Source organism: Pedobacter sp. 22163 (genome assembly GCF_052045595.1).
Taxonomy (GTDB): Bacteria; Bacteroidota; Bacteroidia; order Sphingobacteriales; family Sphingobacteriaceae; genus Pedobacter.
Genome location: NZ_JBQEPM010000002.1, coordinates 555,217 through 580,061, shown reverse-complemented (window position 1 = coordinate 580,061; position 24,845 = coordinate 555,217). Strand labels below are relative to the sequence as shown.

Below are 24,845 nucleotides of genomic sequence, written 5' to 3'. Positions count from 1 at the left end.
ACAAAGGTGCTGCACGTGGAAACGGCTTGTGTAACTAAAACGGACGATATTGTAACCAAAACGGAGCAGAAGACTTATAAGATCTTGCAATACATGTATTGATTACAAGAACAGCATGTGTAACTAAACCGATTAACGTTACCTAAGAAATCTTATCCATCTCGGCATACCTTAAATCTGCTATACTGAAAGCGCTGGCTGTACTGCTATGGACCGGGCAATGGCGACAATGGGTTTCGCATCAATTTCGGCACCGATCTGTCCCCAGAATATAACACTTGAGCGGGGATCCTGACTTGTGTCAGAGTTATCAACCTGAAAAGCAATTAACTTACTGCTTTTCGATGAATTGCAGAGCGAGCTATTAAAAATTTAACGGATCTTGATTTATTTTATGAAAATTCCAGTGTTGAAGGTAAAAGATACCTAGTTAGCTGCCTTTTTCCTGAAAAAATGGAATAGGATGAAGACCGATATCGAACACTTTTAGTCAACGAAATCGCCGAGCATATCTATCTGAAAAACAAAGAATTAGGGGCAAAAAAAAAGGGACAAAACCATTCGAAAATGTCTTTGTCCCATAAGGGGTGGCTGATGGGGCTCGAACCCACGACCCTCGGCACCACAAACCAATACTCTAACCAACTGAGCTACAGCCACCGTATTTTTTAGTGTCACAAAAGTACGACTTTTAATATTTCCTGCAAATATTTTTTTCAAAGTTTTTGCAACTAATTTTTAATTCCTTAACATTCAATTATTTGAAATTGAAAAAAAATTTCAGCAGCAGATAAAACAAGCTATTTTGAACCTAAAAACATAACTTTACGGCGTTTATGATCGAAATTTATACAGACGGAGCAGCTAGCGGAAACCCAGGACCAGGTGGTTGGGGTACAATTTTAAGGGCAGGACAGCACTATAAAGAACTAAGTGGCGGTTTTAGAATGACCACCAATAACCGCATGGAACTATTGGCTGTAATAAAAGGATTAGAAGCATTAAAAAGCCTAAATCAACAGGTAACTGTTTATTCCGATTCGAAATATGTTGTAGATGCTGTAGAGAAGAAATGGGTTTTCGGCTGGGTAACCAAAAATTTTAAGGATAAAAAGAATAAAGACCTGTGGTTGAGATTCCTGGAACTATATAAACTTCATAAAGTGAAATTCATCTGGATTAAAGGTCACAACGATCACCCGGAGAATGAGCGTTGCGACCGTTTAGCTGTTTTTGCTTCACAAGACAAACAAAACCTGGCTATAGATACTTTTTTTGAAGCAGAGAGAAGTAAAATTTAGCCAATCTTAATCAATTCCGCCAACTACATTTAAATTCTCTAGTTTCGTCTCTACACTGGCATCAATCGAGATTGATTTTGCTGTATACAACAACATCATTTCTTCAGCCTTTTCTACCATATGTTTCGACCCGATAAAAATCGGAACTCTTTGATGCAATTCTGTAGGTTCAATTTCGAGTATACGATCAAAACCTGTGCTGGCTTTGCCCCCAGCCTGCTCAATAATAAAAGACATCGGGTTACATTCATACAACAACCTCAATTTCCCATTAGGTGAGCGCGAAGTGGTTGGGTAAATATAAATCCCACCTTTAATTAAATTCCGGTGGATGTCGCCAACCATAGAACCAATATAACGTGATGTATAAGGGCGTTTAGTGGCCTCATCCTCTACCTGACAATATTTGATGTACTTTTTAACGCCATCAGGAAAATGAACATAATTACCTTCATTTACCGAATACATATAACCTGTTTCAGGTATTCTCATCTGTGGGTGAGAAAGACAAAATTCACCAATTGACGGGTCTAATGTAAAACCATTAACGCCCTTCCCTGTGGTATAAACCAACATGGTAGATGAACCATAAATAATGTAACCGGCAGCTACCTGTTCCGTACCTTTTTGCAACACATCCGTGATACTGGCTCTGCCATCAACCGATTTTCTGCGATAAATAGAAAAAATTGTCCCTACAGCAACATTTACATCCGTATTGGATGAACCATCTAAAGGATCGATACAGACGATATACTTGGCATTTTGAGAAACCGGCGATTCGATATGGATAATTTCATCTTCTTCCTCGGTAGCAACAATACAGCATTCGCCACCACTTGTTAACGCAGCAATAAACTGTTCATCAGCATAAACATCTAGCTTTTTTTGTTCCTCACCCTGAATATTGGTGGTCCCCATATCGCCTAATATATCAACCAAACCCGCTTTATTAATTTCGCGGTTTACAATTTTCGCAGCTATACCGATATCCCGCAATAACCTCGAAAGTTCGCCTTTAGCATATGGAAAATCTGCTTGTTTTTCTATAATAAATTGCCCTAGTGTTTTAACGCCACAAACCATACTTAGTGTAAATTTTACATTATCTACCCGATAACTCTATAACCTCTAAGGTATGAATATTTTCATCAGTTATGCAAAAACGAACGAGTGTTCTCACTTTATGCCAACCGTGTTTTCCCGCTGCACCAGGGTTTATATGCAGACATTTTATTTTTTCATCTAACATTACTTTTAAAATATGTGAGTGTCCTGTGATGAATAATTTAGGAGGGTTAGTGTATATTTCAGGCTTAACATAAGACGAGTATCTTCCTGGATATCCACCTATATGCGTCATCCAAACATCAACCCTTTCGCAGCTAAATCGATTTTGCTCTGGAAACTCCGCTCTAATTACACTATCATCTATATTTCCGAACACGCCCCGCAAAGGTTTAAACGCTGCCAAAGGCTCTGCTACGTCAGGTCCAAAATCGCCTGCATGCCAAATTTCATCTACACCATCGAAATGTTTAAAAACCGCATCATCTAAAAAACCATGGGTATCAGAAATTAATCCTATTTTTTTCATTATGTAAACTTAATTGTGCTCCGTAATTTACAAGATAAGCAAAATCTTTCGGGCACTGTTCGTTAAAACAAATCCTCCAACTACTGACAAATCTTTTAAAAATGGTGGTTAAATATTATAAAAAAACACCACAGCGATTATACAATATTACCATTGTTCCCTACCTTTTAGAAGGCCAGAAAAAATTCCTTCAGCAATTCTTTATAAGCTGCTGTATGCTCTTTTAAAGATTCATAAATATAAAAATCATTTTCCTTCAAAACCGTTTCACCCTTTTTCAAGCAGATTATCTGCCTAAAGGTTGGTTTGTTTTGATCAGAATGAATATGGGTCCGCTCTGCAAGCGATAAATTATAATGTGCAGCAATACCAATAACCTCATCGGCTTGTTTTACCGGAAGGATTAACCAAATCATACCTTCATCTGCCAATAACCCACTCGATTTTTTAATGAGCATGCTAAAAAAGCCTTCATCTGCATGCCGGGCTATTCCTTTTCTAAATTCTTCGCTTTTTAAATCATTTACAAAAAAAGGTGGATTAGAAACAATCAGATCGAATTGCTGAGCATAACTATATTGTTCAATTGATGTATGCTTAATGGTTAACCGCTCACTGAAAACTGAAAATTGAAAATTTTTTTCAGCAGTTTCTGCAGCTTGCTGGTCGATTTCTACAGCATGTATGTTTGCTTCAGGAAATCGCTGAGCCAACATCAAGGCAATTACACCAGTTCCCGTTCCGATATCTAATATCAACCTGGGTGAAGGGTGCCTAACTGTTGCGCCAAGCAAGACGCCATCGGTGTTAATCCTCATGGCGCAGCCTGTTTGGTCGACTTCGAACTGTTTGAACTTGAAAATACTCATATTAAGGTTAAAATCTCGTGCTTATCCTAACGGGAAGAAAAATGGATTGGTGGACAAACCTAAAGCCAGCCTTATACTGAAGGCTTAGTTTTTTCCCTACTTTATGCTCAATACCCCCACTAATATCAACAAACGTTTCAGTAGAACCATTTATGTATTGATTGTTAATATGACTTCTCCCTATCTTCAGATTAAATAATGGAGAAATTTTAGCTTTTGTTGCGGCATACTCCAAATCACCAAAAACAGCATAACCATTAATCCGCTCATAATTTAGGTAAGACACACCTAAACCTAACCGAAGGTTATGCTTAAAGCTTATGCCGTTAATTAAACTTAAATCTACCCCATTAGGTTTTCCTCCAAGCTGATAACCTAACCAACCTTCACCAACATCATACTTTATTGGTCTGGAAAGGAAAAACTGATATCCGGCTTCAACTTTAGCTGTATATTTAATTTGAGATTGTGCATAAGCATTGATTGAAGCATAAACCAATACACAACATAAAAGTATTTTTTTCATTTAAGCGTTTAGATTTTATTGTCAAAAATTTATTTTTCGTACAACTCTAAAGGCAAACCATCAGGGTCAGCAAAAAAAGTAAACTGCTTATCAGTAAACTCATCAATCCGGATGGGCTCAGTAATAATGCCTTGGTCATTTAAACGCGCAATCTCCTTTTCAATGTCATCAACTTCAAAAGCCAGATGGCGCAAACCCAGCGCTTCTGGCCGTGATGGCCTTGCAGGAGGGTTTTCAAAAGAAAACAACTCGATCTGATATACACCATTAACGGCAAGATCTAATTTATACGACTTTCTTTCAGCCCGGTAAACCTCTGCCAAAACGGTAAAACCTAATTTATTCACATAAAAATCTTTCGATTTTTCATAATCTGAACAGATAATGGCAATGTGGTGGATGCGAAGCATAAATAATGATTGAATTTTGAATGAGTAAATGAGTGAGTTAGCGTTCAACAAAAATGCGCATTCTCTAATTGAATTAACCAATAATTATTTCAACATTCTCTCATTCAAAATTCAATCATTCTCTCATCAGCCATTCTCTCATTTAATAATTCTCTCATTCGATCATTATATTTTGACATTCAATCATTCAAATTCTATCATTCAATCCTGTAATCACACCAGTTTTTTCATATAAAAAAGCTATTTTTGCAACTTCAAAAAAAAAGCATGATTCATTTCTTCCTTAGTCAATCGCAGGCGATTTTTGTTTTACAAACAGACAAAGCGCTTTCTACCACTGATATTACTAAACTTGAATGGTTATTTGGCGGTGCCAAAATCTCGCAAGAAAAAGCGCTAACGGGCTTTTTCGTCGGACCAAGAGCAGCAATGATTACTCCATGGAGTACCAATGCAGTAGAGATTACCCAAAACATGGACATGCAGGGAATCATCAGGATTGAAGAATTTAAGCAGGTTGACGAAAGTTTTGCTGATTACGACCCGATGCTTTCTCAAAAATACGATAAACTCGATCAGGAGGTATATACCATCAACATTAAACCTGAACCGATTTTAGAAATCACCGATATTGCAGCATATAATAAACAAGAAGGACTTTCTTTAAGTGATGAAGAAGTTGAGTATTTAAATACTTTAGCCCAAAAATTGGAAAGACCATTAACCGACTCTGAAGTTTTTGGTTTCTCTCAGGTGAATTCGGAACACTGCCGCCATAAAATTTTCAATGGCAAATTTGTAATCGATGGTGTAGAACAACCTACTTCTTTGTTTAAACTGATCCGCAAAACGTCAGAAGAAAACCCTAACGATATTGTTTCGGCTTATAAGGATAACGTAGCTTTTATCAAAGGCCCGAAAGTGCAGCAATTTGCACCTAAACGTGCCGATGAGCCTGATTATTATACTACAAGCGATTTCGAATCTGTAATCTCGTTAAAAGCAGAAACCCATAATTTCCCTACCACTGTTGAGCCTTTTAATGGCGCAGCAACAGGCTCGGGTGGCGAAATCAGGGACCGTTTAGCAGGTGGACAAGGTTCGTTGCCTTTAGCAGGAACTGCCGTTTACATGACTGCCCTTTCGCGTTTGGAAGATAACCGCCCATGGGAAAAAGGTGTTGAAGAAAGAGCATGGTTATACCAAACCCCGATGGATATCCTGATCAAAGCATCAAACGGTGCTACAGATTTTGGAAATAAATTCGGTCAACCGCTTATTACAGGTTCGGTTTTAACTTTCGAACACGAAGAAGATTCCAGAAAACTGGGTTTCGATAAAGTAATTATGCTTGCAGGCGGTATCGGTTACGGTAAAGCCAGCCAGGCGCAAAAACTTAAACCCCAAGAAGGCGATAACATCGTTATTCTAGGTGGAGAAAATTATAGAATCGGGATGGGCGGAGCAGCCGTTTCATCTGCAGATACTGGTCAGCACGGAAGTGGAATTGAATTAAACGCCATTCAGCGGTCAAATCCTGAAATGCAAAAACGTGCTGCAAATGCGGTGCGTGGCATGGTAGAAAGCGATCACAATTCGATTATTTCTATCCACGATCACGGCGCAGGTGGTCACTTAAACTGTTTGTCAGAGCTGGTTGAAGAAACAGGTGGTTTAATAGACCTTGATAAATTGCCAGTGGGCGACCCTACCCTTTCGGCCAAAGAAATTATCGGAAACGAATCGCAGGAAAGAATGGGTTTGGTAATCGGCAACGAACATATCGAAACCTTACAAAAAATTGCCGACCGCGAACGCTCGCCTATGTATACCGTAGGTAAAGTAACCAGCGATCACCGCTTCACTTTTAAATCTGCAACAACAGGTTTAAAACCTATGGATTTTGAACTGGCCGCCATGTTTGGCAGTTCACCAAAAATCGTAATGGACGATCAAACCATCGATCGTAAGTACGAAGCTGTAACATACAACAACAATGAATTAAACACCTATTTAGAGCAAGTACTTCAATTAGAAGCAGTTGCAGCAAAAGATTGGTTAACCAATAAAGTAGACCGTTGCGTGGGTGGCCGTGTGGCCAAACAACAATGTGCAGGTCCGTTACAATTACCATTGAATAACTGTGGTGTAATGGCTTTAGATTTTCAGGGTAAAGAAGGTATAGCCACTTCAGTTGGCCATGCACCACTTTCGGCCTTGATCGATCCTGCAGCAGGGAGCCGCAATGCGATTGCAGAATCGCTTTCGAATATCGTTTGGGCACCGCTAAAAGATGGCTTAAAAAGTGTTTCACTTTCTGCCAACTGGATGTGGGCCTGTAAAAATGAAGGCGAAGATGCCCGTTTATATGCAGCGGTAAAAGCTTGTTCTGATTTTGCCATCGATTTAGGAATCAATATCCCAACCGGAAAAGATTCGTTATCGATGAAACAGAAATACAAAGATGGCGATGTAATTGCACCGGGCACTGTAATTATTTCTGCCGGAGCAAATTGCGACGACATTACTAAAGTGGTTGAACCGGTACTTCAAAAAAACGGTGGATCAATTTATTACATCAACCTTTCTAACGATACCTATAAATTAGGTGGTTCGTCTTTTGCACAGATTTTAAACAAAATCGGCACAGAAACACCTGATGTTAAAGGTGCTGATCAATTTAAAACGGCTTTTAATACCCTTCAGCAATTAATCAAAGCTGACAAAATCCAGGCAGGTCACGATATTGGCAGCGGTGGTTTAATCACAACACTATTGGAAATGTGTTTTGCCGACCGCGATTTAGGCGCTTCGATCGATCTGTCTTCACTAGCAGAAGCAGATAGCATTAAAGTATTATTTGCAGAGAACATTGGCATAGTATTCCAGGCTGATGCTTCGGTTGAAGAAACCTTTGCACAGGCTGGCGTTGCTTTCCACAAAATTGGTGAAGTTAGTCAATCTGCTAAACTGGAAGTTAAAAATGCTGCTGATCACTTCAGCTTTGATATCGACCATTTACGCGATGTTTGGTTTAAAACTTCATACCTGTTAGATAGCAAACAAACCGGTAATGGATTGGCAAAAGAACGTTACGACAATTATAAAAACCATGTATTAAATTACACTTTCCCATTACAATTTGATGGAAAGAAACCCGTAATCGATCCGACTAAACCACGACCAAAAGCGGCCATAATCCGTGAAAAAGGAAGTAACTCTGAACGCGAATTGGCCAATGCTATGTATTTGGCAGGTTTTGATGTGAAAGATGTACACATGACCGATTTAATTACCGGAAGAGAAACTTTAGAAGATATTCAGTTTATCGGTGCAGTTGGTGGTTTCTCTAATTCTGATGTTTTAGGATCGGCTAAAGGTTGGGCAGGTGCATTTTTATACAACGAAAAAGCAAGGGTGGCTTTAGAGAAATTCTTTGCCCGTCCTGATACTTTATCGGTTGGGGTTTGTAATGGCTGCCAGTTATTTGTAGAACTGGGCTTAATTAATAAAGACCACGAAGAAAAACCCAAAATGTTGCACAACAAAAGTGGCAAACACGAAAGTATTTTCACATCGTTAACCTTACAGGAAAATAATTCAGTAATGTTATCTACCCTGGCCGGAAGCACTTTAGGTGTTTGGGTATCGCATGGCGAAGGAAGATTCTCATTGCCATACGCAGAAGATAAATATAAAATCGTAGCCAAATATGCTTACGAAACCTATCCGGCCAATCCGAATGGATCAGACTACAACACCGCAATGTTATGTGATGAAACTGGCCGCCACCTGGTCATGATGCCACACATTGAGCGTTCATTGTTCCAATGGCACTGGGCAAATTACCCACAAGGCCGTAAAGACGAAGTTTCACCATGGATGGAAGCTTTCGTAAATGCACGCAAGTGGATTGAAAACAAAGGATAAGAAACTGATAAAGGTGTAAAAAGGATGATGGAATTAAAAACCATCATCCTTTTTTTTGTTAATCATCATTCTATAGTTGGATCGTCATTTCGACCACAGTGGAGAACCCGAAGGCTCTGCGAAGCAAAATCTTTTAACATAGTCTAAAGATCTCTCCATGTCGCTACCGATGAAACCTGTGAAACAAGCAAGTATACCATAAGTAAATAAAAACAAATGCTTAAATCGGAAGCTTCAGTCGAGATGACGTTAGCCTTTAATTAACCAGCGTAATAAATAAAAAAACGGCCTAGGCACCGCCCAAACCGTTTCAATTTACCCAACCTCACATTTTTCTATAAGAGCATTAATAGAAAATTCATTTAGGCATTTTCACCAAGGTATCATCCTGTCCAACGGACTCCTATGGAGAGCGTAGTCGAAGGATCTTTTTGCTTGTCGAACCATACAGGTCTTCGACTACGCTCAGACTGACTGTGCGTGTACTTAACCAATATTCCCCAACTCACATTCCTCATCTCACCTTAAATCCCCTGAATATCTTTCCTAACCTCTTTACGCCAATACTTTCCATATTTACGATCCATAAAGGAAGCTACTACTCTATTATAATGTTTAATCGAAATATCCGAAGGCAATACGCATCCAAATTCGTAATAGGAGATATTATATTTCTTTTCAAATATTTCCTGCCCCTTGTAATATACCGGCGCAAAACCACCCTGTATCAAGAATTTAACTCTCCCTTTTTTTAAGTCGGCATTAGCCAGCTTAATGCTGTACACTTTCGCACTATCCACTACTATTTTAGCCTTAGCATTTAATTGTACAGCTGCAAAACAGAGAAAGATAAATATTGGAACGAGCTTTTTCATCTTAACTATTAATTTAATTAGAAATGGTAAAATTAATCGCCATATTATACCTTACACGCACCGGAACTCCTTTGTTTTTCCCTGGTTTCCATAGCGGCGATTTTTTAATTACTTTAACGGCTTCTTCATCACATCCAAACCCAATCCCTTTAACTACGGATACATCGGTAATCGAACCATCTTTCTCTACCACAAAACTCACATATACCTTACCTGCAGCACCCTCTTCCTGTGCCCTTGATGGATACCTTAAGTTTCGTTCCATATATTTAGACCAGGCTTTGGCACCACCGGTAAATTCAGGAAACTCATCAGCGCCTAAATAAATCTCTTTATCTTCAGGCGTTCCTGTACCTTCTTTAGCAGTTCCTGAGCCATCACCATTACCTTTACTTTTATTGTCGGTTATTACTGCTGCAGGAGCCACAACACCATCCTGTGTCTTGGTGCTGATCACTGCCAATTTTATATCATCAACTGTTGGAGGAGGAGGAAGCTCTGTTTTATTAACCACCACAACTTGTGATGGAATCGCTATTGTTTTAACCTTTACCGGATTAGCTTTTGCAGGCTCAACCTTTTTCTCTGGTTCAAGAGTCTTTGGTTTCATCTGGTGGATAAGATTGTCCAGTTTAACTTCCGTTGGTGGTGTTTCCACAACAATTTCTTTCGGGAAGAGCTTTGAATAAATTAAAGGAGAAAAACACAACAGGATAAATAAGCTTCCGGATACGAAAAGTGCTCTTGTCATAATCGATGAAGATTTAGACCTTAATTCATAAGCACCATAGTTTTTGTTGCGGTCTGCAAATACAAGATCGAGCCACTCGGTTTTGTATACGTTAATTAAAGAGTTGAACATAGCTTTTATTTTTATAGCATGATGCAGCAAAATCTTCAATTCCATAAAACATTCGAAAAATCTCTTTTCTTTACAAAAAATGAAATTTTTCATCTGAAAAACATTTTTTTATTTCATTTTCAATAAAATTCATATAAATAATACGATTCTTTTACGAAAATTAATAAAATATACTATTTTTGACAAAAAACATAACAAATTAATGAAAAGCTTAAGAACCATCGCATTAAAAGAGGCTCAAAACAGAATTTCTCCAGAAGTTAAATCTCCTTCGGCGAAAATTTCTGATTTTTACGGCTCGAATGTATTTGATAAGAAAAAAATGAGAGATTTCTTATCTAAGGACGTGTATGAAAAATTAATTTCATCGATCAACCAAGGTGAATTAATCAATTCTGACGATGCCAACCAAATTGCTACAGCTATGAAAGCTTGGGCAATGAGCGCTGGCGCAACGCACTACACGCACTGGTTCCAGCCATTAACTGGCACAACTGCCGAAAAACATGATTCATTTTTTGAGCCAAGTGGCGATGGAGCGATCGAGAAATTTGCAGGTAGCGCTTTAGTTCAACAAGAGCCAGATGCTTCTAGTTTCCCTAACGGTGGTATCCGTAATACTTTCGAAGCTCGTGGTTATACTGCTTGGGATCCTTCTTCTCCTGCTTTCATCATGGAAAGTAAAGCAGGTAAAACACTATGTATCCCTACAGTATTCGTATCATATACCGGTGAAGCCTTGGATTATAAAGCACCTTTATTAAAAGCATTAGCTGCGCTTGATAAAGCTGCTGTTGATGTTTGCCAATATTTCGATAAAAGCATTACTAAAGTAAATGCATCTTTAGGTATCGAACAAGAATATTTCCTGGTTGACGAGTCATTGTTCAATGCTCGTCCCGATTTATTATTAACAGGCCGTGCTTTATTCGGGCACATGTCTGCTAAAGGCCAACAATTAGAAGATCATTATTTCGGTTCTATCCCTGAGCGCGTATTCAGCTACATGGTAGATTTCGAAAACGAAGCTTTAAAATTAGGCATTCCTTTAAAAACCCGTCACAATGAGGTTGCACCATCTCAGTTTGAGTGTGCACCGATTTATGAAGAAATCAACCTGGCTATCGATCACAATCAATTATTGATGGATTTGATGGAAAAAGTTGCCCGTCGTCACCATTTCCGTGTATTGTTACACGAAAAACCATACGCAGGTATCAACGGATCAGGTAAACACAACAACTGGTCGTTAATTACCGATACCGGTAAAAACTTATTGGCACCAGGTAAAACACCTAAAAACAACTTAATGTTCCTTGCTTTCTTTGTAAACACAATTAAAGCCGTTAGCGAGCATGCCGATTTATTACGTGCAAGTATTGCATCAGTAAGCAACGATCACCGTTTAGGTGCCAACGAAGCGCCACCTGCAATTATCTCTATCTTCTTAGGTTCTCAATTGAACGATGTATTAGATGAGATTGAGCACTCACGTATCAGCAAAAAAATCAAAGAAGATAACGCACTTTGGTTAGGTATCCCTAAAATCCCTCAGATTTTATTAGATAATACCGACCGTAACCGTACTTCTCCTTTCGCATTTACAGGTAACAAATTTGAGCTTAGAGCGGTTGGATCTTCAGCAAACTCTTCTGCACCAATGACGATCTTAAATGCAATTATGGCTGAGCAATTGGTTAAATTTAAAGTTGAAGTTGATAAATTGATCAAAAAAGGTGATAAAAAAGACATCGCTTTATTAACCGTGATCAAAAAATACATCAAAGAATCTAAAAACATCCGTTTCGAAGGCAATGGTTACAGCCAGGAGTGGGAAGATGAAGCTGCAGCACGCGGTTTATCAAACATCAAAACTACACCAAAAGCTTTAGATGCTTATTTAACTGAAAAATCTGCTGAGTTATTTGCAACAACTGGTATTTATAGCACACGTGAGATTCATGCCCGTCATGAAATCATGTTAGAAAACTTCTATAAAAAACTGCAGATCGAAGCACGTGTAATGGGCGAAGTGGCTAACACGGCCATTATCCCAGCTGCAATTGCTTACCAAAACGCTTTAATCGAAAACGTACAGGGATTAAAAGCAATTGGTGTAGATAGCAAAGTTTCTATCGATATCGTTAAAAAATTATCAGAGCATTTAGAAATTGTTAAAACCAATATCGATGCAATGTTAGAAGAACGTAAATTAACCAACAAAATCGAAGATACCCGCGAGAAAGCGATTGCTTACGATGAGAAAGTTAAATCTTACTTCGATATCATCCGTTACCATGCCGATAAATTAGAACAGATTGTTGACGATAGCGTTTGGCCTTTACCAAAATTCAGAGAATTATTATTCATGAAATAAGAATGGCGTAAGCTAAAAGGTTTAAGGCGTAGGGTTTACTCTACGCCTTTTTTTGTTGGTTCGTTGGTCATTGGTTCGTTGGTTTCCTTTGCAAGTAAACTGTAAACTGGTTAATCGATTAATTATTAAAATTGGTTAAGTTATCCCCCACCACAACGTCCTCCTGAACTTGGTTCAGGATCTATCGAAAAGTGATTTACCGTGTCAAAGACTTTTTTTGAAAAGCAGTACCAATGCTCATCGGTTATCCAGTCCTGCTTTCCTTCCTGCTGTAAAGTTTTCTTCAACTTTTAATTCCCTCGTTTACAGCATCCATGCAATCAGGTTTATTTCAGATAGGCCAGTACACGATGTCATTAAGTTAAGGGATAAATTTCAAAAAGATGTCAGCCTGAGTGTAGTCGAAGGGCATTTTATCTCCAATTTATCAATCTCAAGATTCTTCGACTACGCTCTCCACAGGAATCCTGGACAGACTGACAACCGCTGCGCCTAACTTATTGATATTGGGCCTGCACACGGAAAAACCCGCCACAAAGAACCTACCCTTTGTACCTAAGCCCGATTGTACGGATGCCGTTTTATAAGTTATTTTTCCCTGTTCCAAAGCTTTAAAACGGCAGGAGGAAAAGCGGGGCTGCAAGCCGCCATGAAAAACCAACGCTCACTTCCAAAACCGCTTTAAATGATATTATTAAGATATGCCTGTTCAGACAAAACCTAGGCCCCAAACCAATATTCAATCTGTCAATTCCGGACTCCCGACTCCCGACTTCTGACTCCCGACTTCTGACTTTCTATCTCCTACTCTTTTACCTTCCACCTTAAAAAACTATCTTTGCGCCAACATGAGTGATAACAGGTACAATCAACGTGGCGTTTCTGCCTCAAAAGAAGATGTGCACAATGCCATCAAAAACATCGATAAAGGAATTTTCCCTAAAGCATTCTGCAAAATCATCCCCGATATTTTAGGTGGTGATGAGGAATATTGCAATATCATGCATGCAGACGGTGCAGGTACCAAATCTTCTTTAGCTTACGTATACTGGAAAGAAACCGGAGATATTTCGGTTTGGAAAGGGATTGCACAAGATGCCATTATCATGAATATCGATGATTTAATCTGTGTTGGTGCAACCGACAACATTTTATTATCTTCAACCATTGGAAGGAATAAAAACCTGATTCCGGGCGAAGTGATTGCTGCAGTAATTAACGGTACAGAAGAAATTTTAGCCGATCTGCGCGAACAAGGCATCTCGATTTATTCTACCGGCGGCGAAACTGCCGATGTTGGCGATTTAGTGAGAACCATTATCGTCGACTCTACGGTAACCTGTAGGTTAAAGCGCGAAGATATCATCAGTAACGATAACATTCAACCTGGCGACGTAATTGTGGCACTGGCGTCATCCGGACAAGCCAGTTACGAAACCGAATACAATGGTGGGATGGGGTCGAATGGATTAACCTCTGCCCGTCATGACGTTTTCGATAAAAAAGTAGCCCATAATTACCCTGAAAGTTTCGATCCGGCTGTTCCATTCGATCTGGTTTTCTCCGGAAAGAAACAATTAACAGAAGAAATAGATATTGAAGGATTTGGCAAAACTACGGTAGGTAAATTGGTATTATCCCCTACGCGTACTTATGCACCAGTAATCAAAAAGATTTTAGAAAGCCATCGCAGTCAGATTAATGGTATTGTACACTGTAGTGGTGGTGCACAAACCAAGGTATTACATTTCATCAATGATGACATTCATGTCATTAAGAATAACTTATTTCCTATCCCTACCCTATTTAAATTGATTCAGGAACAATCGGGTACCGATTGGAAAGAAATGTATAAGGTATTTAACATGGGGCACCGTATGGAATTATATGTTCCTCAGGAGATTGCCGAAAGCATTATCGAAATATCAAAAAGTTTTAATATTGATGCGCAGATTATCGGTCGCGTAGAAAAAGGCGATCAGAAACAGGTGACTATCGAAAGCGAAAAAGGAACTTTTGTTTATAATTAAACATTAAGATACAATTTAAAAAGGCTGCTGAAAATTTAATTTCAGCAGCCTTTTATTGATTACTCACGTTCTATAAATTTATGGAAGGTACTCTCCTCTCCATCTGCTTTTTTATCCTGATACAAAAAATCGAGTTTATTGTCATCAAAGGTTTTAAAAAAGGTATCCCAATCCGTTTCCTTTAAATCTGAGGAGCTGTCGCTATGTTTTGGGAAATGAATTCTTAAAATACCACCACCTTTGGTTTTTGCTGTATCGGCAACTATTGCCGGTACACCGCCATGTTCTTCTGCCCATGCTTTTATAGTAGCATGGTTATGGGTCTGTTTTGAAGTGCTCATTGTTTTTATAAATTAGTTTTCAATAAATAGACTAATATTAAAATCATTTTTTGGCAGAAATGGTTTTAGTTAATAATAAAAAACATGGTTAAGACTATAATTTAATCTAGTATCACAGTTAGCTACCATTATATCTTTAACAATACATGATTAAGTATATCGGTATATCATTTAATTTTGCTGAGATAAATGTATATTGGATTTAAATAAATTACTCCAAATAGGAATAACGTTATGATCAATGTATATCTTCTTGGTGCAGGCAAGCATGCTCTGGAGCTTAGCGAATATTTAAACGGCAATAACGAATATCAGTTGGCAGGATATGTAATAAACCTGGATAATGCCGTTAATCATCCAAATATAGCCAAGCCAGTTATTTCTTTGCCATCTTTTTTAGAAAAGCATCCTGCAGATTTAAATATTGCAGTAATTGGTGCAATAGGCACTTATGAAAGAAAACCGATCATTGAGGTATTAGAAAACAAAGGCTACCAATTCATCAATATCATCCATCAACACAACTACATCAGCTCTTCTATTAAAATTGGTTATGGCAACTGTATTGCCCCTGGTTGTGTAATCAATGCAAATGTGCACATCGGTAATCACTGTATTGTTAATTCAAACTGCAATATCAGTCACGATTGTATACTGGAAAACTACGTAACCATTTCCCCCGGCGTAACCATTGCCGGAAACGTAAACATTAACGAAGGCGTTTTTATCGGATCTGGCGCAACGGTTATTCCAGGCATAACCATTGGAAAGGGAGCCTATGTAGCCGCCGGAGCTTGTGTTACAAAGGATGTTCCACCGCATGTAATGGTAGCGGGTGTGCCTGCAAGGGTTAAAAAAACAATAGATTAAGCAATCTGATTAATACTTCAGAAGTCGGTATAAATAAAAAAATCCCCGATCGAATGATCGGGGATTTTTTGTTAAATTGTATATTTAGTTAAACAGGTATCTTACACCCAGTTGTCCTTGCCATCTTGAAGAAAAAGACTCAGAAAGTGGTGTTGTTGGTGTCGAAGGTGAAAACGTATATCCTCCACCATTCGAACTGCTATAGCTTATTAGCTGATATGCACTATTGCTAACAAAGTATTGACGTCCCCAATTTTTATTTAACAAATTACCAACGTTAATGATATCAAATGATAATTGTAATCTGTTTTTAGTAGATCCTATCATTGTACCAATATCTTGCATTATTCTAAAGTCGAATTGATGTTGCCATGGTAACCTTGCTCCATTACGCTCAGTATATTGGCCTCTTTTTTTACTTAAATAAGAATCATTATTAATGTAGGCATCTAAAGCGGCCCACTGTTGGGCAGGAGTAAATGTTTGACCTCCTGTAGTTAAATTAACTAATTTAATATCACTTATAGTCCTTGGTACAAACAATAAATCGTTAGAAAATGCTCCATCTCCATTTAAATCACCATTATATAAATAGGTAAAAGGCGAACCAGAATTACCAACATAGAATAATGAAACCGTTGTACCGCTAGATTTATTTTTACCATAATTAATAGTATAACCCAATGTACCAATAATTCTGTGGCGTATATCAAAATTTGAATATACTAAATCGGGATTATTAGGATCATTAACTATTTGAACAAATTCCCAATTAGACTGGGCAACACTACTAGCACCAGAGTTTATATCTTTAGATTTACCATAAGTATATGCAGTAGATGCAAATAATCCGCCAGAGAAGGATTTACTTAATTGAGCAGTTAAACTATAAGAGTCTCCTTTTCTTGTATTATCTAACAAATATGCTCCGGGAGCATATGTAGTATTAACCTTAGAACCGTAAAAAGGACGAGTATCTGCTCCACCAGTAAGTGATGGATTGATTTTAGCAACTGATGGTTTAATATTTAAGTCTTTATAAAGAATATTGTTTACTGTTTTACTATAAATACCCTCTAAAGTTCCAACAATTCCAGCAGGTAATTTCATATCCAAAGCAAGGTTGGTACGAAACACCTGAGGTATTTTAAAATCGGGACTCATTAAATTTATTGGGTATGTCGAGCCTGCTGTTCCAACAGTTGATTGCTTAGTTACATCTGGTTGAAAGCCTGCATTATTAGCTGCTGTTCCAGATAAAACTATACTTTTATAATCAAGTCCTGTATTTCCGTATTGATTTGAGAACCATACAAAGGGAGCACGGCCTGTAAATAATCCAGCACCTCCACGTAATTGCAGAGAACGAGTTCCAGTTAAATCCCAGTTAAAGCCTACACGAGGCGAAACTAAAATCTGACCACTAGGAATATTACTTGTTCCATATCCTGGGAATGATGCCGCAACTGCAGGATTATTTGCAGGCTTATCATTAAATATTGGCACATCAACGCGTAAACCGGCTGTTAATCTAAAACTTTGATCTACTTGAATTTCATCTTGGAAATAAAAACCTAATTGAGCAGCTTTAAATCTAGCAGATGGAAGTTCACCAGAAGCAATTGGATAAGTAATATCAATATTATTTGGTTTATTATCGTAAAAGTTCTGAAGTGAACTAAAGCGATAACGTCCATTATAATTGCTTACAAAAAGATTTCTGAATTTAAAAAACTCATTGTGAGTTCCTAATGTGAAAGTATGATTTCCAACCAATAGTTTCAAATTGTCTGTAAACTCAACGATGTCTTGATCTAATTGATTTTGAGTTGAACTTCTTTCTGACCCGAACTGTACCGTTTTCCCAGAAACACCACCCCAATTTTGTATTTCTACCTGAGGAAATAGAGAACCGGAAGTTTCACGCGAGTCACGAATTCTTGAATAACCTACAATTAAGTTATTAGACAAGTTTGAGTTGAATTGAGATCTTAACTCTAAAACGCTTACATTTTGATTGTTATTAAATTTATAAGCATTATTACCTAGACGAAATGAAGTATTAGTTCGGCTAATGTTATCATCAAAAGCTTTTATATAGTTATGACGCAATGTTAATTGGTGTTTACTACTAATATTCCAATCCAAGCGTGCAAAAATTTTATCACTTTGAGTTTTTGCACCAATTTCTCCAGCAGCACCAATATCGTAACCATATTTAGTATTAACATAACTTGCTAGAGTTTGGGCCTCAGCAGAAGTCATGATTGCTCCTGCATCACCTGCATTCAATAATGTAGGAGTTTTAATTCTTGTTTGCTCGCCAGTTACAAATAAGAATAATTTATCCTTAATAATTGGTGCACCTAAACGAAGACCATAATTAGTATTGTAGAAACTTGTCGCTTTTTCACCAAGGAAATTTTTACCAACAAGTTTTTCATTTCTACCATAGAACCACGCAGATCCTTCGACAGTATTTGATCCAGATCTAGTTACGGCATTAATACCTCCACCAGTAAAGTTACCATAAGACACGTCATATGGGGCCAAAACAACCTGAATCTCCTGAATCGCATCCAAAGAAATCGGCTGTGCATTCGCTTGGCCACCTGGTAAACCAGAACTTGTTAATCCAAACACATCATTATTCACAGCACCATCAATAGTCAAACTGTTATATTTACTGTTTGATCCAGCAAAAGAATTGCCATTTGCTTGGGGTGTTAATCTGGTGAAATCATTGATGCTCCTACTCAAAGTTGGTAGAGTTTGAAGTTGTTCCTTAGTTACAGTTGTAGCTGCACCTGTTCTTTTACTATTTAATAATGGATCTTTAGTACCAGAGATTACAACTTCATTAAGTTGACTACTGTTATCTGTAAGAATTAAATTTAGAGCAAATGGTTCCCCTAATTTTAAAAAAATGTCAGTAATCTTCTCAGGTTTATAACCAATAAAACTAATCTCAACCACGTAAGGTCCTCCAACGCGCATATTAGCCATACTAAAACGGCCATCATTATTTGTTGACACAGAATATACTGTACCAGTTGGCGTATGTGTTGCTTTAACACTCGCTCCAGGTAAGGCGCCTTTGGCATCCTTAATTGTTCCTGTCATTGATGATGAGGTTACCTGTGCATTAGCACCAATGGTAAAACCTACAAATGCAACAATAACCAGTACTAATCTTAAAAGTAAAGATTTCTTCATACTTTGTTTTTTAAATGTTTTTTGTTGTTGAATAATAAATCTAATAGGGATATTAATGCCGCAAATGTACCCAATAAAATTTAACACATTTTAACATCCAATGTTAAATAATTATTAAGTCAGGGAAAACTTTTCAACATTTAACACATATTGAAGCAATTATAACTTTCAGTTTATCAATACATTGTTTATATAACTAAATTTTTAATAACAAAATCAACAGATGATTATAATTTAAGCAGAAAACCTAAGTTAACATTGGTATTTTTCAAATAATACATGTTAACAACATTTTTCAAACCCAAAACATCGCAGTTATTTAACTTTTCACCAGCTTATCCATATATTATTCTGTAATTCCGCCTGATTGTATTTATCATTTTTTAACAGAACGCTTAAAACAATATTCAATCATTGTAATTTTTAACTGTTATCTCAACATTGGGCTAAGCAATTGACATTTTTTTTTTAGTTTTGAACGATTGTTGCAGGATGAAGATCTTTTAAATTTTGTAATCAGGATGTAGGCAGCCCGTATTAAGGGATAAAACCAAACGATTATAGATATACAAAACAATTAAAAACAAATCTCTTTAAAATAGATTAAAAAACAGATGAATTACGACGTTATTGTTTTAGGCAGCGGCCCAGGTGGTTACGTAGCTGCAATCAGAGCTTCTCAATTGGGACTAAAAGTTGCAATTGTTGAGCGTGAATCATTAGGTGGTATTTGTTTAAACTGGGGCTGTATCCCTACTAAAGCACTTTTAAAAAGTGCTCAGGTTTTCGAATATATTAATCATGCTGCTGATTACGGAATTACTACTGCCGGTGCAACCGCAGATTTTGCTGCTGTGGTAAAACGCAGCCGTGGCGTTGCCGATGGCATGAGTAAAGGCGTTCAATTTTTAATGAAAAAAAATAAAATTGACGTAATTATGGGAACTGGTAAAGTAAAACCAGGAAACAAATTAGAAGTTAAAGGTGCAGATGGTTCTCAACAAGAACTAAGTGCTAAAAATATCATCATTGCTACAGGTGCCCGTTCAAGAGAACTGCCTAACCTGAAACAAGATGGCAAAAAAATTATTGGCTACCGCCAGGCAATGGTACTTCCTGAATTACCAAAAAGCATGGTAGTAGTAGGTTCTGGCGCTATCGGTGTAGAATTTGCTTACTTCTATGCTACTATGGGCACAAAAGTAACCATCGTAGAATTTATGGATAACGTTGTTCCGGTTGAAGACGAAGACGTTTCTAAACAATTGTTGCGCAGCCTCAAAAAAGTAGGTATCGATGTCATGACATCCGCAAGCGTAGAATCTGTTGATACCAGCGGTGCAGGCTGTAAAGTTTCTGTTAAAACAGCTTCGGGTATGCAGACTATCGAGGCCGACATCGTGCTTTCAGCAGCAGGTATTGTAGCCAACATCGAAAACATCGGTTTAGAAGAAACCGGCATCAAAACAGAGAAAGGTAAAATCGTTACCGACGAATTCTACAATACTTCAGTTAAAGGTTATTATGCAATTGGTGATGTAGTAGGCGGTCAGGCACTTGCCCACGTGGCTTCTGCAGAGGGAATTATCTGTGTAGAAAAAATTGCTGGTCAGCATGCCGAGCCATTAGATTATAACAACATCCCGGGATGTACCTATTGCACTCCAGAAATTGCTTCAGTAGGTTATACCGAAAAAGCAGCAAAAGCAGCTGGTTACGAATTAAAAATTGGTAAATTCCCATTCTCTGCATCAGGTAAAGCAAGTGCTGCCGGTGCTAAAGATGGTTTTGTAAAACTAATTTTCGATGCTAAATACGGAGAATTATTAGGCGCACACATGATCGGTGCCAACGTTACCGAAATGATCGCCGAAATCGTAGTTGCCCGTAAATTAGAAACTACTGGTCACGAAATGATTAAATCTGTCCACCCTCACCCTACTATGAGCGAAGCCATTATGGAAGCTGCAGCGGATGCATACGGAGAAGTGATACATTTATAAGGTAGAAGGTTAAAGGTGGAAGGCATAAGGTACTACATCGATAAGTAAAACCAATTATTACAAAAACCCTTTAGCTAATCCTAAAGGGTTTTCTTATTTTTATAGGCCATTTTTTTAAAAACCCTAAACCCTAAACCCTAAACCCTAAACCCTAAACCCTAAACCCTAAACCCTAAACCCTAAATGAAACTCCACACCATAAACACAGGCTTATTTAAATTAGATGGCGGCGCAATGTTCGGCGTTGTACCCAAGGCCATCTGGCAAAAAACAAACCCTGCTGATGCGAATAACCTTTGCACCTGGGCCATGCGCTGCCTTTTAATTGAAGAGGGTAATCAATTAATTTTAGTGGATACCGGAATTGGGAACAAACAGGACGAAAAGTTTTTCAGTCATTATTATCTGCATGGGGATGATTCGATGGAAAAATCGCTGGCACAATTGGGTTTCAGTACGGCCGATATTACTGATGTTTTCCTCACACACCTTCATTTTGATCATGTTGGCGGGGCAATAGTAAGAGAAAACGAGAAATTGACACCAGCCTTTAAAAATGCACATTATTGGAGTAATGAAAAACATTGGCAATGGGCAGTAGCGCCAAATGCAAGGGAAAAAGCTTCTTTCTTAAAAGAAAACATTCTTCCGATCCAGGAAAGCGGACAGCTCAAATTTATAGCCGAAAAAGAAAATATCGAATGGCAAAAAAATATCAACATCAGTTTCGCCTATGGCCACACCGATGCCATGATGTTGCCCAAAATCAGTTACAAAGGCAGAACTATTGTGTATATGGCCGATCTTTTACCATCGGTTGGTCACCTTCCCCTGCCCTATGTAATGGCTTATGATATGTTTCCGTTAAAAACATTGACTGAGAAACAAGCCTTTTTAGAAGAAGCCGTTAACAACAACTACATCTTATATCTGGAGCACGATCCAGTTAACGAATGCTGCACTTTACAAAGAACAGAAAAAGGAATCCGCGTGGCAGAAACTTTTAACCTGAGCGATATTTAAATGATCAGACCAGCCAGGCCCGCAGATGCAGAAGAAGTTGTACCACTGGTTATTCAAGCGATGGGTAAGCTGGCGAAGAAATTAACCAATGTAGAAGATGATGAAATCATTAATCGGATCTTTAAACGTTTCTTCCAACTAGAGAACAATCAATACAGTTACGAAAACACCTTGGTTTTTGAAGAGGAGGGCAAAATTCTAGGGTCTTTAAATGCCTATGATGGCGGAAAACTCCTAAAGCTTCGACAGCCATTTTTAGCATACCTGGCTAAGCATTACCAGGCAAATCACACCGATCAAGGCACCGAGACCCAAAGCGGCGAATTTTACCTCGATACCATTAGTGTCAATCCAAATGCTCAGGGAAAGGGAATAGGAAAACAGCTCATTAAAGCAGGAATGGATTGGGCTGAACAACTTGGCCACCACAACATCGGCTTATTGGTAGAACAAAACAATGACCGGGCATTAAAACTTTACCAGAATATGGGCTTTGCTATTCAAAATGAAAAACAATTTATAGGCGGACTATATCATCATATGATTTTTAAGCTCAAATAATACCCTCCCCATATCGCTTTTTCAACGCTAAACGCTCCCCACTCAGCGCTCTTCAAATTTATTTTCGTTTTTATTTGTATTTAATCTAAATAATACCAATTTTTGTAACCGATGGAAAAAGCGTGTATCGATATTAATGAACTGGTTAACGTATTCTCAAATACTCATGGTTCTATTTATCAATCAGATAAATTAAACTGCTTTTATGTAGATTTTGGCGGTAAGTTTGCACGCTTTAATTGCCTTTCGCTTCAAAAATTAAAAAAGGTTGTAGAAGATATTGATATTGAAGCACTCCTTTTAAACACCCACAAAGCCGATTTCGAACTGGTTACCTTTAATGGTTGCGAACACATCTATTTATTAAGTGCTTTAGAAATTATCGCCTTAAAAGATTTGTTGCAAGGTACTTTTACCATGTTCAAGCTAAATCACCTCATCAGCGACTGCCTTTATAGATTGGTTTATTAGTCATTGGTTCATTAGTCATTAGTTTCTTGGTAAGTTCAAATTGATTAATAGGTTAACGGTATAAATTGGTTAACTGCTTATATCAAACTGAAAATTGCCAACTGAAAACTGTTAACTGAAAATTGCCAACTGAAAACCGGCCTTTATCCTTCTGATCCTCAAGCACTATCCGTTTGACGTTATTCCGCCATCCATTCCATCCTCGGCTCTTATTTAAACTGATTACAAATAACTAATTATCAGCAATTTAGACTAATTTCATATAGTAAATAAATCACACAATATGGTTAATTTGATGTTACCTTTGTATCATTAGTTAAGCAAAGAAAATTATGAAAGACTTAATGCGCATCAAATGTTTAATATCACAGGATATCGAAACATTATTAAATCAGCAGATCAAAAAAGAAGCTCACTCTTCATCACTATACTTATCAATGTCATCTTGGTGTGACCAAAATGGATTCGATTTTTCAGCAGATTATTTCTTAAAGCAATCTGAAGAAGAAAGAGTACACCAGCTTAAATTGTTCAAATATGTTTTGGATATGGGTGGAAACGCAATATCTCCAGAAGTTTCAGGTATCAAAACTGAATTTGCCGGATTTAGAGAAGTTTTCGAAGATGCTTTAGAGGCAGAGATTGCCATCACCCAAAGTTTTAAAAACCTGGCTTCTAAATGCCATAAAGAACAAGATTTTGTAACCATGGAATTCTTAAACTGGTTCTTGAAAGAGCAACGCGAAGAAGAATACAAAGCACGCAGGGCATTAGAATTATTCGAAGTGATTGGCGAAGAAGGCACAGGAAGATGGGAAATTGATAAACACGTGAACAAAATCACCTATTCAGAAGAATAACAACAACAAAACATATATTGAAAAGCTATCCCGGTTAAAATCAGGATAGCTTTTTTTTTATGCAAAGTTTTAGCGGCAAATCGTCATTTCGACCGTAGCGGAGAAATCTATTTAGCAAAGCCTCGAGATATCGTCCCCATTTGAAACAGGGATGCACGATAACAGCGACTTTATCGCTAAAAAATTAATTTTCCTACTTAACACCTGCTAAATCAGTGTTTCTTATCTTCTTAAGTACACAGGAAATACAAAAACAATTTATATATCTCGCAGATGCCGCTGAGAGCGCAGATATAGCAGTCCCAAACCAGTGCTTAGCTTACCTCCTAATGCTAACAATAACAAACTATTTTTTTACCGTGTAAGACATTTAAGTACCATATAAGCTCAATGCCTTTATATTTTCTTAAGTTCCTTATATGGTGATAATCTAGGCCTCCACCACACAAACTTAATTTGCGTTTCTTATCTTCTTAATCTGCGGGAAAGTTAAACACAAGTTTATAGCTCTCCATTCCGTTCCGCTTCATCAGCTAGCTATCGGATCGGGATTAACGACCCATAATAAAAAGAAAAGCTCCAGTTTTACTGGAGCTTCTTGGTTTAGGATGTTTGGTTTATGTTGATTATGAATAAGTCTTGATGTTTTCGTAAAAAAAGCGCCGTTACCAGCGCTTTTTTTAAACCAAATATATAATAATAATTAACGAGCATTACAAAAGT

Annotated in this window: 19 protein-coding genes and 1 tRNA gene; 10 read left to right on the top strand and 10 right to left on the bottom strand. The window is 37.8% G+C overall.

Going from position 1 to position 24,845, the window contains the following annotated elements; genetic code table 11:
* Nucleotides 1–586: 586 nt before the first annotated feature.
* Nucleotides 587–660 (bottom strand) — tRNA-His (locus tag ACTJKN_RS06940).
* Nucleotides 661–836: 176 nt separating this feature from the next.
* Here ACTJKN_RS06940 and rnhA point away from each other — a divergent pair.
* Nucleotides 837–1,301 (top strand): ribonuclease HI, encoded by a 465-nt coding sequence (gene rnhA, locus ACTJKN_RS06935; protein WP_057934856.1) that lies wholly within the window; start codon nt 837–839, stop codon nt 1,299–1,301.
* Between the two features lie 6 nt (nt 1,302–1,307).
* On the opposite strand, the gene fbp is transcribed toward rnhA, so the two are convergent.
* From fbp to gloA2, 5 genes are all read right to left on the bottom strand, one after another.
* Nucleotides 1,308–2,387, bottom strand: a complete 1,080-nt coding sequence (gene fbp / locus ACTJKN_RS06930; RefSeq protein WP_440823608.1) for a class 1 fructose-bisphosphatase — start codon at nt 2,385–2,387, stop codon at nt 1,308–1,310.
* Between the two features lie 19 nt (nt 2,388–2,406).
* The gene (locus tag ACTJKN_RS06925) at nt 2,407–2,898 is read right to left on the bottom strand and encodes a metallophosphoesterase family protein (RefSeq protein WP_440823607.1); all 492 of its coding nucleotides are present in this window, start codon (nt 2,896–2,898) and stop codon (nt 2,407–2,409) included.
* 167 nt (nt 2,899–3,065) lie between these two features.
* Nucleotides 3,066–3,767, bottom strand: a complete 702-nt coding sequence (locus ACTJKN_RS06920; protein WP_440823606.1) for a tRNA1(Val) (adenine(37)-N6)-methyltransferase — start codon at nt 3,765–3,767, stop codon at nt 3,066–3,068.
* 7 nt (nt 3,768–3,774) lie between these two features.
* Nucleotides 3,775–4,293, bottom strand: coding sequence for a hypothetical protein (locus tag ACTJKN_RS06915; protein WP_440823605.1), 519 nt, complete (start codon nt 4,291–4,293; stop codon nt 3,775–3,777).
* A 29-nt stretch (nt 4,294–4,322) separates the two neighbouring features.
* Complete coding sequence (gene gloA2 / locus ACTJKN_RS06910; protein ID WP_440823604.1) at nt 4,323–4,703, bottom strand: SMU1112c/YaeR family gloxylase I-like metalloprotein; 381 nt, start codon at nt 4,701–4,703, stop codon at nt 4,323–4,325.
* 231 nt (nt 4,704–4,934) lie between these two features.
* Here gloA2 and purL point away from each other — a divergent pair, with 231 nt between their 5' ends.
* The gene (purL, locus tag ACTJKN_RS06905; protein ID WP_440824068.1) at nt 4,935–8,633 is read left to right on the top strand and encodes a phosphoribosylformylglycinamidine synthase; all 3,699 of its coding nucleotides are present in this window, start codon (nt 4,935–4,937) and stop codon (nt 8,631–8,633) included.
* A gap of 524 nt (nt 8,634–9,157) precedes the next feature.
* Here the strand turns inward: purL and ACTJKN_RS06900 are convergent.
* On the bottom strand, nt 9,158–9,508 hold the full coding sequence (locus tag ACTJKN_RS06900; protein ID WP_440823603.1) for a hypothetical protein: 351 nt from the start codon (nt 9,506–9,508) through the stop codon (nt 9,158–9,160).
* Nucleotides 9,509–9,521: 13 nt separating this feature from the next.
* Nucleotides 9,522–10,370, bottom strand: a complete 849-nt coding sequence (locus tag ACTJKN_RS06895; RefSeq protein WP_440823602.1) for an energy transducer TonB — start codon at nt 10,368–10,370, stop codon at nt 9,522–9,524.
* 202 nt (nt 10,371–10,572) lie between these two features.
* Between ACTJKN_RS06895 and ACTJKN_RS06890 the strand changes: the two genes are divergently transcribed.
* On the top strand, nt 10,573–12,747 hold the full coding sequence (locus ACTJKN_RS06890; protein WP_440823601.1) for a glutamine synthetase III family protein: 2,175 nt from the start codon (nt 10,573–10,575) through the stop codon (nt 12,745–12,747).
* An 848-nt stretch (nt 12,748–13,595) separates the two neighbouring features.
* Nucleotides 13,596–14,777 (top strand): AIR synthase related protein, encoded by a 1,182-nt coding sequence (locus ACTJKN_RS06885; RefSeq protein WP_440823600.1) that lies wholly within the window; start codon nt 13,596–13,598, stop codon nt 14,775–14,777.
* Nucleotides 14,778–14,836: 59 nt separating this feature from the next.
* Here ACTJKN_RS06885 and ACTJKN_RS06880 read toward each other — a convergent pair whose 3' ends face one another.
* Nucleotides 14,837–15,118: a hypothetical protein gene (locus tag ACTJKN_RS06880; RefSeq protein WP_440823599.1), complete on the bottom strand. Its 282-nt coding sequence runs from the start codon at nt 15,116–15,118 to the stop codon at nt 14,837–14,839.
* Nucleotides 15,119–15,352: 234 nt separating this feature from the next.
* Here ACTJKN_RS06880 and ACTJKN_RS06875 point away from each other — a divergent pair, with 234 nt between their 5' ends.
* Nucleotides 15,353–15,988: an acetyltransferase gene (locus ACTJKN_RS06875; protein WP_440823598.1), complete on the top strand. Its 636-nt coding sequence runs from the start codon at nt 15,353–15,355 to the stop codon at nt 15,986–15,988.
* 84 nt (nt 15,989–16,072) lie between these two features.
* Here ACTJKN_RS06875 and ACTJKN_RS06870 read toward each other — a convergent pair whose 3' ends face one another.
* Nucleotides 16,073–19,204, bottom strand: a complete 3,132-nt coding sequence (locus ACTJKN_RS06870) for a TonB-dependent receptor (protein ID WP_440823597.1) — start codon at nt 19,202–19,204, stop codon at nt 16,073–16,075.
* 614 nt (nt 19,205–19,818) lie between these two features.
* Here ACTJKN_RS06870 and lpdA point away from each other — a divergent pair.
* The 5 genes from lpdA (at nt 19,819) to ACTJKN_RS06845 (ending at nt 24,122) form a co-directional block, all read left to right on the top strand.
* Nucleotides 19,819–21,207 (top strand): dihydrolipoyl dehydrogenase, encoded by a 1,389-nt coding sequence (gene lpdA / locus ACTJKN_RS06865; protein WP_029275810.1) that lies wholly within the window; start codon nt 19,819–19,821, stop codon nt 21,205–21,207.
* 183 nt (nt 21,208–21,390) lie between these two features.
* A complete protein-coding gene (locus ACTJKN_RS06860) occupies nt 21,391–22,230 on the top strand; it encodes an MBL fold metallo-hydrolase (protein WP_440823596.1) in 840 nt (279 codons plus the stop codon).
* On the top strand, nt 22,231–22,791 hold the full coding sequence (locus tag ACTJKN_RS06855; protein WP_440823595.1) for an N-acetyltransferase family protein: 561 nt from the start codon (nt 22,231–22,233) through the stop codon (nt 22,789–22,791).
* A 111-nt stretch (nt 22,792–22,902) separates the two neighbouring features.
* A complete protein-coding gene (locus ACTJKN_RS06850; protein WP_029275814.1) occupies nt 22,903–23,262 on the top strand; it encodes a hypothetical protein in 360 nt (119 codons plus the stop codon).
* Nucleotides 23,263–23,594: 332 nt separating this feature from the next.
* Nucleotides 23,595–24,122, top strand: a complete 528-nt coding sequence (locus ACTJKN_RS06845; RefSeq protein ID WP_057934873.1) for a ferritin — start codon at nt 23,595–23,597, stop codon at nt 24,120–24,122.
* Nucleotides 24,123–24,845 lie beyond the last annotated feature (723 nt).

What these genes read in the sequence shown, in the direction of transcription:
- rnhA (WP_057934856.1), top strand. Translation starts at nt 837, where the DNA reads ATGATCGAAATTTATACAGACGGAGCAGCTAGCGGAAACCCAGGACCA.
- fbp (WP_440823608.1), bottom strand. Translation starts at nt 2,387, where the DNA reads ATGGTTTGTGGCGTTAAAACACTAGGGCAATTTATTATAGAAAAACAA.
- ACTJKN_RS06925 (WP_440823607.1), bottom strand. Translation starts at nt 2,898, where the DNA reads ATGAAAAAAATAGGATTAATTTCTGATACCCATGGTTTTTTAGATGAT.
- ACTJKN_RS06920 (WP_440823606.1), bottom strand. Translation starts at nt 3,767, where the DNA reads ATGAGTATTTTCAAGTTCAAACAGTTCGAAGTCGACCAAACAGGCTGC.
- ACTJKN_RS06915 (WP_440823605.1), bottom strand. Translation starts at nt 4,293, where the DNA reads ATGAAAAAAATACTTTTATGTTGTGTATTGGTTTATGCTTCAATCAAT.
- gloA2 (WP_440823604.1), bottom strand. Translation starts at nt 4,703, where the DNA reads ATGCTTCGCATCCACCACATTGCCATTATCTGTTCAGATTATGAAAAA.
- ACTJKN_RS06900 (WP_440823603.1), bottom strand. Translation starts at nt 9,508, where the DNA reads ATGAAAAAGCTCGTTCCAATATTTATCTTTCTCTGTTTTGCAGCTGTA.
- ACTJKN_RS06895 (WP_440823602.1), bottom strand. Translation starts at nt 10,370, where the DNA reads ATGTTCAACTCTTTAATTAACGTATACAAAACCGAGTGGCTCGATCTT.
- ACTJKN_RS06890 (WP_440823601.1), top strand. Translation starts at nt 10,573, where the DNA reads ATGAAAAGCTTAAGAACCATCGCATTAAAAGAGGCTCAAAACAGAATT.
- ACTJKN_RS06885 (WP_440823600.1), top strand. Translation starts at nt 13,596, where the DNA reads ATGAGTGATAACAGGTACAATCAACGTGGCGTTTCTGCCTCAAAAGAA.
- ACTJKN_RS06880 (WP_440823599.1), bottom strand. Translation starts at nt 15,118, where the DNA reads ATGAGCACTTCAAAACAGACCCATAACCATGCTACTATAAAAGCATGG.
- ACTJKN_RS06875 (WP_440823598.1), top strand. Translation starts at nt 15,353, where the DNA reads ATGATCAATGTATATCTTCTTGGTGCAGGCAAGCATGCTCTGGAGCTT.
- ACTJKN_RS06870 (WP_440823597.1), bottom strand. Translation starts at nt 19,204, where the DNA reads ATGAAGAAATCTTTACTTTTAAGATTAGTACTGGTTATTGTTGCATTT.
- lpdA (WP_029275810.1), top strand. Translation starts at nt 19,819, where the DNA reads ATGAATTACGACGTTATTGTTTTAGGCAGCGGCCCAGGTGGTTACGTA.
- ACTJKN_RS06860 (WP_440823596.1), top strand. Translation starts at nt 21,391, where the DNA reads ATGAAACTCCACACCATAAACACAGGCTTATTTAAATTAGATGGCGGC.
- ACTJKN_RS06855 (WP_440823595.1), top strand. Translation starts at nt 22,231, where the DNA reads ATGATCAGACCAGCCAGGCCCGCAGATGCAGAAGAAGTTGTACCACTG.
- ACTJKN_RS06850 (WP_029275814.1), top strand. Translation starts at nt 22,903, where the DNA reads ATGGAAAAAGCGTGTATCGATATTAATGAACTGGTTAACGTATTCTCA.
- ACTJKN_RS06845 (WP_057934873.1), top strand. Translation starts at nt 23,595, where the DNA reads ATGAAAGACTTAATGCGCATCAAATGTTTAATATCACAGGATATCGAA.